Source organism: Providencia manganoxydans (genome assembly GCF_016618195.1).
In the GTDB taxonomy this organism is placed as follows: domain Bacteria; phylum Pseudomonadota; class Gammaproteobacteria; order Enterobacterales; family Enterobacteriaceae; genus Providencia; species Providencia manganoxydans.
Genome location: NZ_CP067099.1, coordinates 2616982 through 2632615, shown reverse-complemented (window position 1 = coordinate 2632615; position 15634 = coordinate 2616982). Strand labels below are relative to the sequence as shown.

General features: G+C 41.0%; 10 protein-coding genes. 5 read left to right on the top strand and 5 right to left on the bottom strand.

Going from position 1 to position 15634, the window contains the following annotated elements:
- Window positions 1-77: 77 nt before the first annotated feature.
- The 4 genes from JI723_RS11795 to ppsR all read right to left on the bottom strand — a co-directional run bounded on the left by JI723_RS11795 (window position 78) and on the right by ppsR (window position 4958).
- Window positions 78-2231, bottom strand: coding sequence for a TonB-dependent receptor domain-containing protein (locus JI723_RS11795; protein WP_272579704.1), 2154 nt, complete (start codon window positions 2229-2231; stop codon window positions 78-80).
- A gap of 208 nt (window positions 2232-2439) precedes the next feature.
- Window positions 2440-2625, bottom strand: coding sequence for a hemin uptake protein HemP (gene hemP / locus JI723_RS11790; protein ID WP_070929770.1), 186 nt, complete (start codon window positions 2623-2625; stop codon window positions 2440-2442).
- Window positions 2626-2845: 220 nt separating this feature from the next.
- Window positions 2846-3895 carry a 3-deoxy-7-phosphoheptulonate synthase gene (locus JI723_RS11785; RefSeq protein ID WP_337979393.1) on the bottom strand — a complete coding sequence of 350 codons (1050 nt, stop codon included), beginning with the start codon at window positions 3893-3895 and terminating at the stop codon, window positions 2846-2848.
- Between the two features lie 202 nt (window positions 3896-4097).
- Window positions 4098-4958 (bottom strand): posphoenolpyruvate synthetase regulatory kinase/phosphorylase PpsR, encoded by an 861-nt coding sequence (gene ppsR / locus JI723_RS11780; protein ID WP_140179122.1) that lies wholly within the window; start codon window positions 4956-4958, stop codon window positions 4098-4100.
- A gap of 272 nt (window positions 4959-5230) precedes the next feature.
- Here ppsR and ppsA point away from each other — a divergent pair, with 272 nt between their 5' ends.
- Window positions 5231-7603: a phosphoenolpyruvate synthase gene (gene ppsA, locus JI723_RS11775; protein ID WP_319065863.1), complete on the top strand. Its 2373-nt coding sequence runs from the start codon at window positions 5231-5233 to the stop codon at window positions 7601-7603.
- Window positions 7604-8348: 745 nt separating this feature from the next.
- Here ppsA and ydiK read toward each other — a convergent pair.
- Window positions 8349-9464: an AI-2E family transporter YdiK gene (gene ydiK, locus JI723_RS11770; RefSeq protein ID WP_272579707.1), complete on the bottom strand. Its 1116-nt coding sequence runs from the start codon at window positions 9462-9464 to the stop codon at window positions 8349-8351.
- A 400-nt stretch (window positions 9465-9864) separates the two neighbouring features.
- Here ydiK and ydiJ point away from each other — a divergent pair, with 400 nt between their 5' ends.
- The 4 genes from ydiJ (at window position 9865) to sufB (ending at window position 15600) form a co-directional block, all read left to right on the top strand.
- Window positions 9865-12921, top strand: a complete 3057-nt coding sequence (gene ydiJ, locus JI723_RS11765; protein WP_272579886.1) for a D-2-hydroxyglutarate dehydrogenase YdiJ — start codon at window positions 9865-9867, stop codon at window positions 12919-12921.
- The gene (menI, locus tag JI723_RS11760; protein ID WP_070929765.1) at window positions 12918-13334 is read left to right on the top strand and encodes a 1,4-dihydroxy-2-naphthoyl-CoA hydrolase; all 417 of its coding nucleotides are present in this window, start codon (window positions 12918-12920) and stop codon (window positions 13332-13334) included. Before ydiJ ends, menI begins: the two co-directional genes overlap by 4 nt.
- Window positions 13335-13703: 369 nt before the next feature.
- Window positions 13704-14084 (top strand): Fe-S cluster assembly scaffold SufA, encoded by a 381-nt coding sequence (gene sufA / locus JI723_RS11755; protein ID WP_070929764.1) that lies wholly within the window; start codon window positions 13704-13706, stop codon window positions 14082-14084.
- A gap of 16 nt (window positions 14085-14100) precedes the next feature.
- Entirely contained in the window at window positions 14101-15600 is a 1500-nt protein-coding gene (gene sufB / locus JI723_RS11750) for a Fe-S cluster assembly protein SufB (protein WP_070929763.1), read from the top strand.
- The last annotated feature ends 34 nt before the right edge of the window (window positions 15601-15634 follow it).

Below are 15634 nucleotides of genomic sequence, written 5' to 3'. Positions count from 1 at the left end.
AAGTTTAAGTTTTTGCCTAAACCCGCATGTAGGAAAACTAACCGGTGAGTATTATTTATTTTATAATTATTAAATGGTTACCATTGATAACTCACATTGAAATAGAAATTACGACCCTCTTGAGGAACACCCATTGATGAAACATATTGGCGATCAAAAGCATTCTTCAGTGTTAGTGTCGTACTTAACCCTTTGATAAATTGATCAGCTTGATAGTTAACATAGAAGTCGTGCAGGCTATAACCAGCGTACTGAATGACTTCTCTATGTTTACGATCGACGCCATGCTGAGATTTATGTTGTTGTAATTTATATTTATCGCTGCCTTGTAATTGGGTTTTGGCCGCAAATTCACCGATCCAGCCTAGATTGATACCTGTTGTTGCAATCGGTGCATTAAAGCGAACAGACAGAGTTTCAGGGCGAATAGATGAAAGTGAATGACCCGTATTATCTTCAGTACCTGTTGTTTGGTTGTAGTTAATGTTTAGGTCGAACCAATGATTTTTATAGGAAATAAAGCTATCAAGCCCATGAATGGATGCTGATGGGATATTGGCGTAAAAAATTTCATGAGGGAACCATTGGAATATTCCCTCCCTAAAATTATATTTTTTTTCATAACGGCCTTCAGCAACGATGTAATTTTTAGCTTTAGTCGTAAAATAGGTGGAACCCAGTTGTAGGGTATCTCCTTGAGTCATCACATCGTCAAAGCTTAATTTAGAGCCAACCTCAAGCGTCTTATTGGTTTCAGGTTTGAGATCTGGTGAAGGTCTAAAATCTGAGCTAAAAATAAATGCCTTAAAATGATTTGAGTTGTTATATAACTCGGTCATGCGTGGTGCACGATAGCCTTCCGAATAAGACGAATAGAGGTTTAACCAATTTGTTGGTGTCACACTCACTGCAAAACGGGATGACCAATTGGTATCTTTATTTGTCGCAACGTCTTTGCGTGACGACTCATAACGGGTAAAACGGGTACCAGCAGAAAAAGTGATAGGTAAATGATGTAGCGTCATATCATTATTAATCCAACCTGAAAGGTTAGATAGCTGAGCCTGTGGGTAGCTATTAGCGTGCAAATTCGGGTTTTGCTGCTGCTGATAATATTCAATCCCATTTTCGATATGGTTATTGAACCAACCTTCAACGGGAACCATAAAATGGTGGGCAAACTTGCTACCGTAAGTGTATTGATTACGCTCTTCTCGTTGATATTTCTTATCCGTTTTTTGTTTAACTAAATCCAATTGCCCTAAAAACAAATCGGTATAGTACAGATCCCAATCTGCTTGCCAATGACGTGAGTTTTGCGGCGAAAAATGCTGATTAATTGCAAGATCACGTTGATGGCTATAGCGCTCATGAGGGGTATTCTTAAACTTTTTATTGCCAGTATCAAAAACGGTCGGTTGTTTTAAACCGCTGCCATCATTACGATATTCACGTAATTGCAGTGCAATGGTATAAGCAGGGTGCGCATGCCATGTGGTTTTCAATGCCCAGTTATGCACTTTTTCGTGATGATCCGTTGTCGATATTTCAGGGGGTGCCAACAAGTATTTTTTGCGTTGGCTATAGCTGAGCAGGGTATCTAATGACTTTGTACGCCCGTATAAAGAGGCACCCGCAAGGTAGCTATGGTCATTACGATTGATGCCACTGAAGACACGACCACCGAAATTTTGCCCCTTTTTTAAGAGGTCGGAAGCATCAACTGTTTTCATTGCCACAACACCCGCTAATGCGCCGCTACCGTGTGCAACAGATGATGCGCCTTTATGAACATAGACTTTTTTCACCAATGAAGGATCAATAAAGGTGGCTTCATATAGGCCCGAATAAAAATCTTGAGTGATGTTATCAACTGTGACTTTGACGCCTCGTGAGTCGTAGCCACGCATGTGGATCTCTTGGCCATAAGTTCCACCGGTACCTGATACAAAGATACCCGCCTGGCCTTTGAGTAAATCGAGTGCCGAAGTTGCTGATTGATACTCAGGGGATTGGGCATCAATCACATCAACTTGTTCTGCAACGGCAATATTTTCCCTTTGAAAAGGGGGGGTTTTGACATGTATGGTGTCACCAACCACATCTTTTTCTTTTGTCGAGGCCGAAGCACTAAATCCAGTTAGTGCTAAAGCGGTAACAAGGGTGGGCATGGCAATTTTTTGCCCATATAAAGAAGTGATGGATGTTGCAGACATCAGTTTAAACTCCATAGGAAATCCTTTCCTTATGTGGTGAATTTAGCTGGCTGCCTTGATAGTGATCTGGGTGGCTTGCTGTGATTATACTCGTGATAATTTAAGTTGCAGAGGGCTAGACTACGCTCGACGAGACTCAGTGGTTATCTATGCTCCCCGACTATCTTCGTTTGTCGTCTATCTGCTACTCGAATTATTTTGAGTCTAAATTTTTAAATAAAAACTATTTAGTCAGAATTAATTTACCGGCGCGGGTTTCCCTTAATTGGTACATTTCGCCACGATGTTGAATGACCAATTTACCATCATGACCTAGCAACTGATGGCTATCTATAACGTCAACTTTTACAGGTTGTACCGTAGGGCTTACGATATTTTCAACAGGTGGTTTAGCGATGTTATCCGTCATACTCAACTCAATTGATAATAAAACTAATAGTGAGAATCATTATCTTTAAGTTAATTGGTAACATCAAGAGGTTTTTACATTTGGATGACAAATTAACTACAATGCAATAGTGATTTATAACTAGAATTGAATGATTGAAAGAGAATCATAAGGTTGCAGGTAGGGCGGTCTGGCTCTTTCAGGCTAAGATAACCAGAAAGAGCCAATGATATCATTTAAATCACTTGAAACGGCTTTCAACAGCTTGAACTAAGATATCGAGTAGTTCTTCAGTATCATCCCATCCTAAGCATGGATCAGTGATTGATTGTCCATAGGTAAGAGGCTGCCCAGAGACAATTTTTTGTGTACCTTCAAGCAAGAAACTTTCAGCCATGACGCCACTAATTGCTGTTGAACCCCCTTTAATTTGCTCAGCAATGTTTCTAGCAACATCTAACTGGCGGCGATGGATTTTCTGGCAATTTCCATGACTAAAGTCGATGACTAAATGCTCTGCTAACTCAAACTCACGGAGTTTGTCACAGGCAGCGGCGATATCACCAATCGCATAATTAGGTTGTTTACCACCACGCATAATAATATGACCATGTGGGTTACCGCTGGTTTGGTAGATAGTCATTTGGCCGCTTTTATCTGGTGATAAAAACATATGCTGAGCTTTCGCAGCACGGATCGCATCAATTGCGATACGGATATTGCCATCAGTACCATTTTTGAATCCGACAGGACAAGAGAGTGCTGATGCCATTTCACGGTGGATTTGACTTTCTGTAGTTCGAGCGCCAATTGCACCCCAACTGATCAAATCGGCAATGTATTGCCCAGTGACCATATCGAGAAATTCAGTGGCTGTTGGTAAACCAAGTTGGTTAACATCAATCAGTAATTTACGAGCAAGCCGAATACCGGTATTCACTTGGCATGAATTATCTAAATTAGGATCGGAGATTAGGCCTTTCCAACCCACGACGGTACGCGGTTTTTCAAAATAGGTACGCATCACGATTTCTAGGCGATCTTGATAACGTTCACGTAACACATTTAATCTATTCGCATAATCAAGAGCTGCATCAATGTCATGAATTGAGCATGGACCAACAATGACTAATAAGCGAGGGTCTTCACCCGATAATATTTTCTCAATCCGCTTACGTGACGCTGTCACGTTATCCGCGACTTTTTCAGAAATAGGGTACTCGTCAGCAAGTGTTTGTGGCGTTATTAAGCTATCAACACGCTGAGTACGTAGTTCATCAGTTTTATGCATTATTTCTTCTCAAAACTTTAATAGGCTGAGCCATATCAGTGATTAAGATCACAATAAACGAAAATGGCTCAAATTCAACCAACAACTGCGATTGAATGCAATATTTTTTCTATACTCGTCATACTTCAAGCTGTAGGGGGTGACTACGTTCAGTGAGTCGCCTACCTACATCTCGAATTATTTAGAGTATAAAACGCGCCTATTAAAAAATACGTCGCTGTAACCCCATTGTGTCGATAACTTTTGCTGATATCTCTTCTACGGAATAATTCGTCGTATTGAGGTAATTAATTTTATTTTGCCTAAACAATGCTTCTACTTCGGCTATTTCAATGCGGCATTGACGTAATGAGGCATAACGACTGTTCTCTCGACGCTCTTCGCGAATTGCCGCAAGCCGCTCTGGACTGATCGTTAAACCAAATAATTTATGCGTATAAGGGCGCAATTCAGCAGGGAGTTGTAAGTTATCCATATCATCAGCAGTAAAAGGATAATTTGCCGCTTGAATGCCAAATTGCATGGCTAGATAGAGACTGGTTGGCGTTTTACCACAACGTGAAACGCCGATCAAAATAACCTGTGCTTGGTCGAGGTTACGTAACGAAATACCATCGTCATGGGCTAATGTGTATTCAATCGCCGCAATACGCGCATCATATTGGTTCATATTCTGAACGGATAAACCATGCGTTCGATTGAGTTTGGGTTCAGGCTCTAAGCCAACTTCTTTCTGAATTGGTGCAACGAGGGTTTGCACGATGTCCTGACAAAAACCCGCGCTTTCGGTGATGATTTTTTTTACTGATGGCGAAATAATCGAGTAAAACACTAAAGGGCGGTTTTGGGTTTCTTGATAGATAGTATCAATCTTGTGTTTTATTTCCTGTGCACGTGTTTCTGTGGTGACAAAAGGTAATGTGTATGAAGTGAATGCTAAAGGAAATTGCGACAATACAGCATGCCCTAATGTTTCGGCGGTGATTGCCGTTCCGTCAGAAATAAAGAAAACAGTTCGTTCTGCGAGGGTTTTATTACGATTAGTTACGGTGATTTCACTCATATATTTGGTCTTTTGTTGTATTTTTTATCGGTTTTAAAGAGATATTATATTTGATTAAAGTTTAAAAAATAGTTTATAGGGGAAAGTATAGCCAATATTTGAACAATTTTTAGAACAAAAATTTTTTCTTGCTAGTTGGAACGATTCACCTGTCTATATTCCTATATTGTCTGTGCTAGTCTAGTTCGTGAGGCGAATAATCGCCAATGAGATTTTTTACGAGTTTGTACCTTGTCACTAAATTGCTAGATAAAGATAAAGGATCGCTTTCAATGTCCACAAATGGCCTCACTCCGTGTAATGTACTTTGGTATAACCAATTAGGGATGAATGATGTTGACCGTGTTGGCGGTAAAAACGCCTCGCTCGGTGAAATGATTACTAACCTGTCCGATCTTGGTGTATCCGTACCTAACGGATTTGCGACTACTGCACAGGCGTTTAATGATTTTCTTGAGCAGAGTGGCGTTAATCAGCGCATTTATACGCTGCTAGATGAAACGGATATTGATGATGTTAATCAGCTCGCGGCTGCGGGTGAACAGATCCGTCAATGGGTAATAGATACACCATTAACACCTCAGTTAGAAAACGATATTCGTGAAGCGTACCAAACCTTATCTGAAGGGGAAAAAGATGCTTCATTTGCTGTTCGTTCTTCTGCAACCGCTGAGGATATGCCTGATGCATCATTTGCAGGGCAGCAAGAAACCTTTTTGAACGTTCAAGGTATTGATGCTGTATTAGTTGCGATTAAACACGTATTTGCTTCGTTGTTTAATGATCGAGCAATTTCTTACCGTGTTCACCAAGGTTATGACCACCGTGGCGTTGCATTGTCCGCTGGTGTGCAAAGAATGGTGCGTTCTGATTTAGCCTCTTCCGGTGTCATGTTTACCATTGACACGGAATCAGGTTTTGACCAAGTTGTCTTTATTACCTCGGCTTATGGTCTTGGTGAAATGGTTGTGCAAGGGGCTGTTAACCCTGATGAGTTTTATGTTCATAAACCAACATTAATTAATCAACGTCCTGCGATTGTTCGCCGTACGCTTGGCTCAAAAAAATTGCAGATGGTTTATGCAAATAGCCAAGAACATGGTAAACAAGTTCAAATTGAGGATGTGCCAGAAGCGCTACGCAATCGTTTCTCTTTGGCGGATCATGAAGTTGAAGAGCTTGCACGTCAAGCTTTGCAAATTGAGAAACACTACGGCCGCCCAATGGATATTGAGTGGGCTAAAGATGGTCATAATGGGCGTTTGTATATCGTTCAAGCTCGTCCTGAAACGGTGCGTTCTAATCAGCAAGTCATGGAACGTTATCAACTGAAACAACAAGGAAATGTGTTAGTTGAAGGGCGTGCTATTGGGCATCGTATTGGCGCAGGGCAAGTCAAAGTGATCCATAATCTGAATGAAATGGATCGTATTCAGCCAGGCGATGTGCTGGTGACCGATATGACCGATCCTGATTGGGAACCAATCATGAAGAAGGCCGCTGCGATTGTGACCAATCGTGGTGGCCGTACTTGTCATGCTGCAATTATTGCTCGTGAGCTTGGGATCCCAGCTGTTGTTGGTTGTGGTGATGCGACAGAACGTTTAACTGAAGGCAGTCAAGTCACAGTATCTTGCGCTGAAGGTGATACCGGTTTTGTTTATGATGGTCAACTTGAGTTTGAAATTCACAGCTCTGCTGTCGATAAAATGCCTGAGCTTGATGTCAAAATCATGATGAACGTCGGCAACCCTGACCGTGCTTTTGACTTTGCTTGTTTACCTAACGAAGGCGTTGGATTAGCGAGATTAGAATTTATCATCAACCGTATGATTGGTGTTCACCCAAGAGCGTTACTCGAGTTTGATGCTCAAACACCTGAGCTGCAAAGCGAAATTCGTATCATGATGGCGGGTTATGATGATCCGATTGAATTCTATATTGGCAAATTAACGGAAGGCATTTCGACTCTTGCAGCCGCATTTTGGCCTAAACGCGTTATCGTCCGTCTATCTGACTTTAAATCTAACGAATATGCCAACCTTGTTGGTGGTGATATTTATGAGCCAGAAGAAGAAAACCCGATGTTAGGTTTCCGTGGCGCGGGCCGTTATGTTTCAGATAGCTTCCGTGATTGTTTTGCACTTGAGTGTGAAGCGGTAAAACGTGTGCGTAATGATATGGGCCTTACTAACGTTGAAGTTATGATCCCATTCGTTCGTACCGTTGCTCAAGCTGAAGCTGTGGTTGCTGAATTAGCAAAACATGATTTGAAACGTGGTGAGAATGGCTTGAAAGTCATTATGATGTGTGAAATTCCATCAAATGCATTGTTGGCGGACCAGTTCCTTGAACATTTTGATGGCTTCTCAATAGGTTCAAATGATATGACTCAGCTTACATTAGGCTTAGATAGGGACTCAGGTGTGGTTTCTGAGTTGTTTGATGAGCGTAATGATGCAGTAAAAGCGATGCTATCGATGGCAATAAAAGCGGCCAAACGCCAAAACAAATATGTTGGTATTTGTGGTCAAGGCCCATCGGATCACCAAGATTTTGCACAATGGCTGGTTGAAGAAGGAATTGATAGCCTTTCACTTAACCCAGATACTGTTGTTAAAACTTGGCTAACATTAGCTGATTAACAAGAAGTTAATCTATTATTTAAGACTAGTGTCTCAAAAAAGCCGGTAATAATATTGCCGGCTTTTTTTATTAATCAAATAGAATATATCAATTACTGATATTTATATAAACTATCAAATATGTTCATACAAGTAATATAAGTAATGCTGTATGCATAATAATGAATAAGTATTTACTCACATAGCTTAAACTAAAAAGTTAATGAACCGATCCATTAGTGTTAATCGTTTTGAGTTAAATTTAATTGTGTTATATAAATAGATATATAAAGGATTATAAAATAGTTTTATTTACTCCAAATCGGAGTAATTAGCGTGAGTACACAATATGATGATTTACAAGGTAACAGCCTTGTTAAAGTGAATAATATTCATGTTGGAAGGTCAAGATAAAAAAAAAAGCCTATCATGGGCTGACAGGCAAAGACTACACACAGCAATTCGATTGAGACAGCCACGCTTTAGCTTAAATAAGCATGGCTTTGAGATCCGTATTGAGTGAAACGTAATTTATTACATTAATGATAATTTAATTAAAATTAATCTTCATTAAGAAGACTCTCAATATAATTGTTAGTAGCTGTATCATAAAGAGAATTCGTTTCGACGAAAAAGATAATATCACAAATATGATTGAAAACTAACATTAGTCTGTTAAATATTGTTTCTAAATATTAATGGGGATAATAATTAATCCAACAGTGCACTTAAATTGTTGTGCACTGTTGGTGAATTTAAAGCTAAATTATTTCTTACTCATAAATTCGTCGTGAAGAAACTTTTCTGTTTCATCAAGGTTTTCATTGGGTACTGCAACTTCATTCATCCATGCTTTTAATAAACTATATGAAACGGCAAGTACGACAGGGCCGATAAACAAACCAATCATACCGAATGAAAGAATACCGCCAATAACCCCAACAAGTATTAATACCATCGGCAAGTCAGCCCCCATTTTAATTAACCAAGGGCGTAACACCCCATCCATGGTAGCGACGACCGCAGCCCAAATCGCTAAAATAATTGCCCATGTGGTATCGCCAGTCCAAAACAACCAAATCACTGAAGGCACCATGACCAGTAAAGGGCCAAGCTGAGCGACGCAGCAAATAAAAAGTAAGACAGTTAAAATCGCCGCATAGCTAATGCCTGAGAGTGCCAAGCCAATCCCGCCGACGATAGCTTGGATTAATGCCGTGACAACGACACCCAGAGCAACTGCTCGGATAGATTGAGCGGCTAAGACAACCGCAGCATCGCCGCGAATTCCAGCTAAGCGTACCGCAAAATGGCGAATACCTAACATGACAGATTCACCTTTCAGATATAGTAAGCCACTGAATAATAACATCAGCATGAGATGGAACATAAAACGCCCCGCATTGATAGCTTGAGCAATAAACCATCCTGCTGCTTGACCAAAGTATGGCTGAACTTTAGCTAATAAGGCGTTACCACCACTGGCGACTAAGCTGTGCCAAGCGTAATAAATTTTTTCACCCACGAATGGCAGTGTATTTAACCATTCTAAATCTGGAAAACGTAGGCTGTTGGGTGATTTAGCTAAATCAATAAGAGGTGCACTATTTTGAATGATGCTGCCAATCAAGATCCCTAAAGGAATGACGAACAGCAGCAATATTAAAGAAACCATGATTAAGGCGGCAAGCCAACGTTTGTTCCAGAGTCTTGCTTCTATTCGTAAAAGGAGGGGCCATGTAGCGATGACCATCATACCTGCCCAAACAAATCCAAGAATAAAAGGGTTCAATACCCAAAAGCATGCGGCAATCATTAAAATGATTGAGGCAAATCCGAAGATCAACTTGGGTAAGTCGAGCCTTTTTTGCGATTTTTCCATCAATGACTAATCCTTAACAAATAAAAACACTGCAAGTGAGCCGTTTTTTCAGGTGAAAATAACGTAATTTTTTTTCGCGATCAAAAAAAAACAATATTGTGATATGGTTCTTCACTGACAATGTCATCAGCGATTGTATTCTCTTTAACTTAAAGACTACAGGTTGTACAGGGGAAGCCCTATCAACCAATAAAGCACTATTGTGCTACTTAAAATAAAGATAGTACATAACGAGTAATGCGAACACTATACTCTAAATATTTTGAGGTGCAGCTAGACGACAAGTGCACGAGTCACTAGAGCCTATAAAGCGGCGTGACGGAGGTCGTCACCATCCCTAAATGAAAGGTGTTGCATCTTGAAGTATCACGAGTATAAACAACAAGAGTCATCGTTAATAATGATCCCGCGTATAACTGAAGCACCTCATTTAAGTAAACTTGTCATTGAATTCCTGCAACAGCTGCAAGAGCAAGGCTTTACCGGTGATAATGGTACTAGCTATGCAGAGCGTTTATCAATGGCAACAGACAATAGTATTTATCAGCTACTACCACAGGCTGTTGTGTTTCCACGTTCTAGTGCTGATGTGCAAATAATTACCCGCGTTGCAGGGCTCGCAAAGTTTCGTGAATTAACGTTCACACCGAGAGGCGGGGGAACGGGGACGAATGGTCAATCGCTAACCGAAGGGATAGTGGTTGATATGTCACGTTATATGAATCGTATTTTAGAAATAAACCCTGAGCAAGGTTGGGTAAAGGTTGAAGCCGGTGTGATCAAAGATCAGCTGAACCAATTCCTTAAACCTTATGGTTATTTTTTCTCTCCAGAGCTTTCCACCAGTAACCGTGCGACCTTGGGCGGTATGATTAATACGGATGCTTCTGGACAAGGTTCTTTAGTTTATGGAAAAACCTCGGATCATGTTCTTGGGGTAAAAGCCGTATTATTGGGAGGAGAGTGCATTGATACACGCGCTATGCCTATTGCACTCGCCCAATCGATTGCGTCAGAAGACTCGGTGACTGGACGTATTTATAAAACCGTCTTAGAGCGTTGTTTAGAACAACGCCCTCTGATTGAAGAGAAATTTCCAAAACTTAACCGCTTTTTAACGGGTTATGATTTACGCCATGTCTTTAATGACGACCTTAGTGAATTCGATCTGACTCGTATCTTAACCGGTTCTGAAGGCTCTCTCGCCTTTATTACGGAAGCAACCCTTGATATCACGCCATTACCTAAAGTGCGTCGTCTGGTGAATGTCAAATACGATTCATTTGAATCTGCTTTGCGTAACGCACCGTTTATGGTGCAAGCTAAAGCGTTATCCGTTGAAACCGTTGATTCGAAGGTACTTAACCTTGCTCGTGAAGATATCGTTTGGCATTCAGTTAAATCACTGATCACCGATATCCCTAATAAAGAGATGCTAGGTCTCAATATCGTTGAGTTTAGTGGTGATGATGAAAATGAGATTAATAGTTTAACGGAAAGCCTCTGTCAGCGCTTAGATGAGTTGATGGCTAGTCAGCAAGCAGGGGTTATTGGCTATCAGGTTTGTGGTGACTTGGAAGATATTAACCGTATCTACAATATGCGTAAAAAGGCCGTTGGTCTGCTAGGTAATAGCAAGGGGGCAGCCAAGCCTATCCCATTTGTTGAAGATACCTGTGTGCCACCAGAGCATTTAGCGGACTATATCGTCGAGTTTCGCGCCTTACTGGATCACCATAAACTGAATTATGGCATGTTTGGGCATGTGGATGCGGGGGTTTTACATGTACGCCCTGCATTAGATATGTGCGATCCGCAACAAGAAATATTAATGAAACAAATTTCAGATGACATTGTGGCATTAACGGCGAAATATGGTGGCCTACTGTGGGGAGAGCACGGAAAAGGCTTTAGAGCACAATACAGCCCTGAGTTTTTTGGGGAAGTATTGTATGCAGAACTGCGTAATATAAAAGCCGCTTTTGATCCGGATAACCGTCTTAACCCCGGGAAAATTTGTCCTCCAGCGGGTATCGATGCGCCTATGAAACAAGTCGATGCGGTAAAACGTGGAACCTACGATAGACAAATACCAGTGCAAGTTCGTCAACAGTTTCGTGGGGCGATGGATTGTAATGGCAATGGCCTCTGTTTTAACTTTGATGTGAAAAGCCCGATGTGCCCATCAATGAAAATCAGTGGCCAACGTATCCATTCACCAAAAGGTCGGGCAACGTTAGTCCGTGAATGGTTGCGTTTACTTTCTGAGCAAGGTGTCACCCCTGAGAGCTTAGAACAGGGGATTAAAGAAAATCGTCCATCATTGCGTGGCTTGATTGATAAAACACGTAATACATGGCGTGCCCAAAAAGGGGATTACGATTTTTCTCATGAGGTCAAAGCGGCCATGTCGGGTTGTTTAGCCTGTAAAGCATGTTCAACCCAGTGCCCAATTAAAATTGATGTACCTTCATTTAGGTCAAAATTCTTAGCGCTCTACCATGGTCGTTATTTAAGACCTGTTCGTGATCATATTGTTGCAGGGGTTGAAGCGACTGCACCGATGCTATCAAAAGCTCCCGGTGTATTTAACTTTTTCTTACGCCAGCCGTGGGTGCAAAAACTGAGTGAACAGACTATCGGTATGGTGGATTTACCGTTATTTTCTCAGCCTACGCTAAAACAAGAATTATCAGGACATGCGGCAATCACGGTAACACTAGAGCAATTAGAAACAATGTCACCTTCCCAGCGAGAAAAATATGTGCTGGTGGTTCAAGATCCATTTACCAGTTATTACGATGCAAAAGTGGTAGCTGATTTTGTTAAATTGATTGAAAAATTGGGTTTTAACCCTGTTTTACTGCCATTTTCACCAAATGGTAAAGCACAACATATTAAAGGTTTTCTTGCTCGTTTTGCTAAAACCGCACAGAAAACGGCAGATTTCCTGAATCGAGTGGCTAAACTTCAGTTACCGATGGTAGGGGTCGATCCTGCTTTGGTTCTATGCTATCGCGATGAATATCATGAAATATTAGGTCAGCAACACTGCCGTTTTACTGTACAACTAGCTCATGAATGGTTGAGCACATTGCCTGAACCTCAACAAATGGCTACCTTGACGTCAGATCCATGGTATTTCTTTGCTCACTGCACTGAAACAACCGCTCTACCAAATAGTGGCGCACAGTGGGTTAATTTGTTTAAGCGTTACGGACAAGAGTTAAAAAATATCAGTGTAGGTTGTTGTGGAATGGCGGGAACTTATGGCCATGAAGTGGCTAATCTCAAAAATTCAAAAGGCATCTATAATTTGTCGTGGAAACCTGCGATGGATAATTTGCCAAAAGCGCGTTGTTTAAGCACGGGATACTCATGTCGTAGCCAAGTGAAACGGATGGAAAATATACAAATAAAACACCCAATACAAGCTTTGCTGGAGATAATCGGATGATTTGGAAACGTAAATTTACGCTTGAGCAGATGTCAGCAATGGCAAAAGATTGCATGTTAGGTCATTTAGGCATTGAAATCACATGTTATGGTGACGATTATATTGAAGGGACTATGCCTGTTGATAATCGCACTAAACAGCCATTTGGTTTGTTACATGGTGGGGCTTCTGTGGTACTGGCCGAATCATTAGGTTCTATTGCAGGTTATCTGTGCAGTGAAGGGGAACAACGCGTAGTGGGGTTAGAGATTAATGCCAATCATATTCGTTCGGCAAGAGAAGGGCTGGTGAAAGGTGTTTGCAAACCTATTCATTTAGGGCGCCGTCAACAAGTATGGAGCATTGATATTTTTAATGAAAAAGATCAATTGTGTTGCACTTCTCGTTTAACTACCGCGGTCCTTTCTGATTAGTCGCTTTTAGCCTCAAGTGAGTTAGACTTGAGGCTCTTTCAACTTTTTCAGCATAATTTCAATATTAGGTTTATTATTTAAGTTGTATAATAAATGTATCTTTATTATTTTGTGCGATTTTTATGTATCTCTTAGTACACAAAATTAAAAAAAATGTAAAATAATTTAACTGTTTATATTTAATAGGTTAGCACTCATTTTTACTGTTTTTGCTGAGTTAATAGACTACGAATGGGTGAAAAATGAGCTAAAATAGGTATAACCTCTCAAAACAAATGGTTGAAGTGACAAGGGTTATCGTTACCATAGGACAAACGGAGTTAATCTCCTGATAACTGGCTGAAAAGCCATGAAAATTGTGGGGTCAAAATGACTGCAAAAGTGAATGACAATGTAGAAACGTTTTCTATTGATGAAACCAATTGGCAAGGTGTCAATCTGACTGATAGCGCAGCGAAACAAATTAAAAAATTGATGGAGCAGAATCCTGATACTAAAGGGCTTTCGCTAGGGGTTAAACAGTCGGGCTGTGCTGGTTTTGGTTATGTTTTTGAAATGATCAAAAACCCAACAGATGATCATTTACTCTTTGAACACGATGGGGCACGCCTTTATGTGCCGAAACAAGCAATGCCATTTATTGATGGTACCGTTGTTGATTATGTCCAAGAAGGGCTAAATCGCATCTTTAAATTTAATAACCCGAAAGCCCAACATGCCTGTGGGTGTGGTGAAAGCTTCGGCGTTTAACATGTGAAGTCAGATTATGTCTCAGAGCAATGTAGAAATTGGCGATGAAGTTCAAAGCTGGCTAGATGACCAGCGATATAAAGAAGGTTTCTTTACGAATGTCGCCACAGATGAAATGGCTAAAGGGATCAACGAAGACGTGGTCCGAGCGATTTCTGCGAAACGAAATGAACCTGAGTGGATGCTAAAATTCCGCCTTGATGCATATCATCACTGGAAAGGAATGGAAGAGCCACACTGGTTAAAAGCCCATTATCCAAATTTAGATTATCAAGAATATAGCTACTACTCAGCACCTTCTTGTGGTTCATGTGATGATACTTGTGGTTCGCAATCAGGTGCGACACAGGCAACTGGCGTCACTGAAACCAATAATTATCTTACCGCTGAAGTTGAAGATGCTTTCAACCAGCTGGGGGTTCCTGTCCGTGAAGGCGCAAAAGTTGCGGTTGATGCAATTTTTGACTCCGTGTCAGTATCCACCACTTATCGTGAAGATCTTGCTAAGCATGGCATTATTTTCTGTTCATTCAGTGAAGCAATCCAAGAGTATCCTGAGTTAGTGCAAAAATACCTTGGTACGGTTGTTTCCAGTCACGATAACTTCTTTGCGGCCTTAAACGCAGCAGTTGCTTCAGATGGTACCTTTGTTTATATCCCGAAAGGGGTGCGTTGCCCAATGGAATTATCGACTTACTTCCGAATTAATGCAGCAAAAACAGGGCAATTTGAGCGGACCATTCTAGTTGCCGATGAAGGCAGCTACGTGAGTTATATTGAAGGCTGTTCTGCGCCTGTCCGTGATAGTTATCAGCTGCATGCTGCGGTTGTTGAAGTCATTATTCATAAAGATGCTGAAGTCAAATATTCCACAGTACAAAACTGGTTCTCAGGTGGTGACAGTGATACGGGAGGGATCCTGAACTTTGTGACCAAACGTGCATTATGTGAAGGTGAAAACTCCAAAATGTCGTGGACACAGTCAGAAACCGGTTCTGCTATTACATGGAAATACCCGAGTGTTATCTTGAAAGGTGATAACTCAGTGGGTGAGTTTTTCTCTGTTGCGTTGACTAATGGTAACCAGCAAGCCGATACAGGGACTAAGATGATCCATATCGGGAAAAATACCCGTTCAACGATTATTTCTAAAGGTATCTCTGCGGGCAAGAGCCAAAACAGCTATCGTGGTTTAGTGAAGATATTACCAAGTGCACATAATGCACGTAACTTCACCCAATGTGACTCGATGTTGATTGGTACTCAATGCGGCGCTCACACATTCCCTTATGTTGAAGTCAAAAACAATACTGCTCAACTAGAACATGAGGCAACCACCTCTCGTATTGGTGAAGATCAATTGTTTTATTGCTTACAACGTGGAATTAGTGAGGATGATGCTATATCCATGATCGTAAATGGTTTCTGTAAAGATGTTTTCTCAGAGCTCCCGTTAGAGTTTGCAGTGGAAGCACAGAAATTGCTGGCAATCAGCCTAGAGCATAGCGTGGGTTGATCACAATAAGAGTTTATGCGCAAAAGCGCTAAAG

Excerpts from the sequence above, each read along its gene's own strand:
- JI723_RS11795 (WP_272579704.1), bottom strand. The coding sequence starts at position 2,231 with ATGGAGTTTAAACTGATGTCTGCAACATCCATCACTTCTTTATATGGG.
- hemP (WP_070929770.1), bottom strand. The coding sequence starts at position 2,625 with ATGACGGATAACATCGCTAAACCACCTGTTGAAAATATCGTAAGCCCT.
- JI723_RS11785 (WP_337979393.1), bottom strand. The coding sequence starts at position 3,895 with ATGCATAAAACTGATGAACTACGTACTCAGCGTGTTGATAGCTTAATA.
- ppsR (WP_140179122.1), bottom strand. The coding sequence starts at position 4,958 with ATGAGTGAAATCACCGTAACTAATCGTAATAAAACCCTCGCAGAACGA.
- ppsA (WP_319065863.1), top strand. The coding sequence starts at position 5,231 with ATGTCCACAAATGGCCTCACTCCGTGTAATGTACTTTGGTATAACCAA.
- ydiK (WP_272579707.1), bottom strand. The coding sequence starts at position 9,464 with ATGGAAAAATCGCAAAAAAGGCTCGACTTACCCAAGTTGATCTTCGGA.
- ydiJ (WP_272579886.1), top strand. The coding sequence starts at position 9,865 with ATGATCCCGCGTATAACTGAAGCACCTCATTTAAGTAAACTTGTCATT.
- menI (WP_070929765.1), top strand. The coding sequence starts at position 12,918 with ATGATTTGGAAACGTAAATTTACGCTTGAGCAGATGTCAGCAATGGCA.
- sufA (WP_070929764.1), top strand. The coding sequence starts at position 13,704 with ATGACTGCAAAAGTGAATGACAATGTAGAAACGTTTTCTATTGATGAA.
- sufB (WP_070929763.1), top strand. The coding sequence starts at position 14,101 with ATGTCTCAGAGCAATGTAGAAATTGGCGATGAAGTTCAAAGCTGGCTA.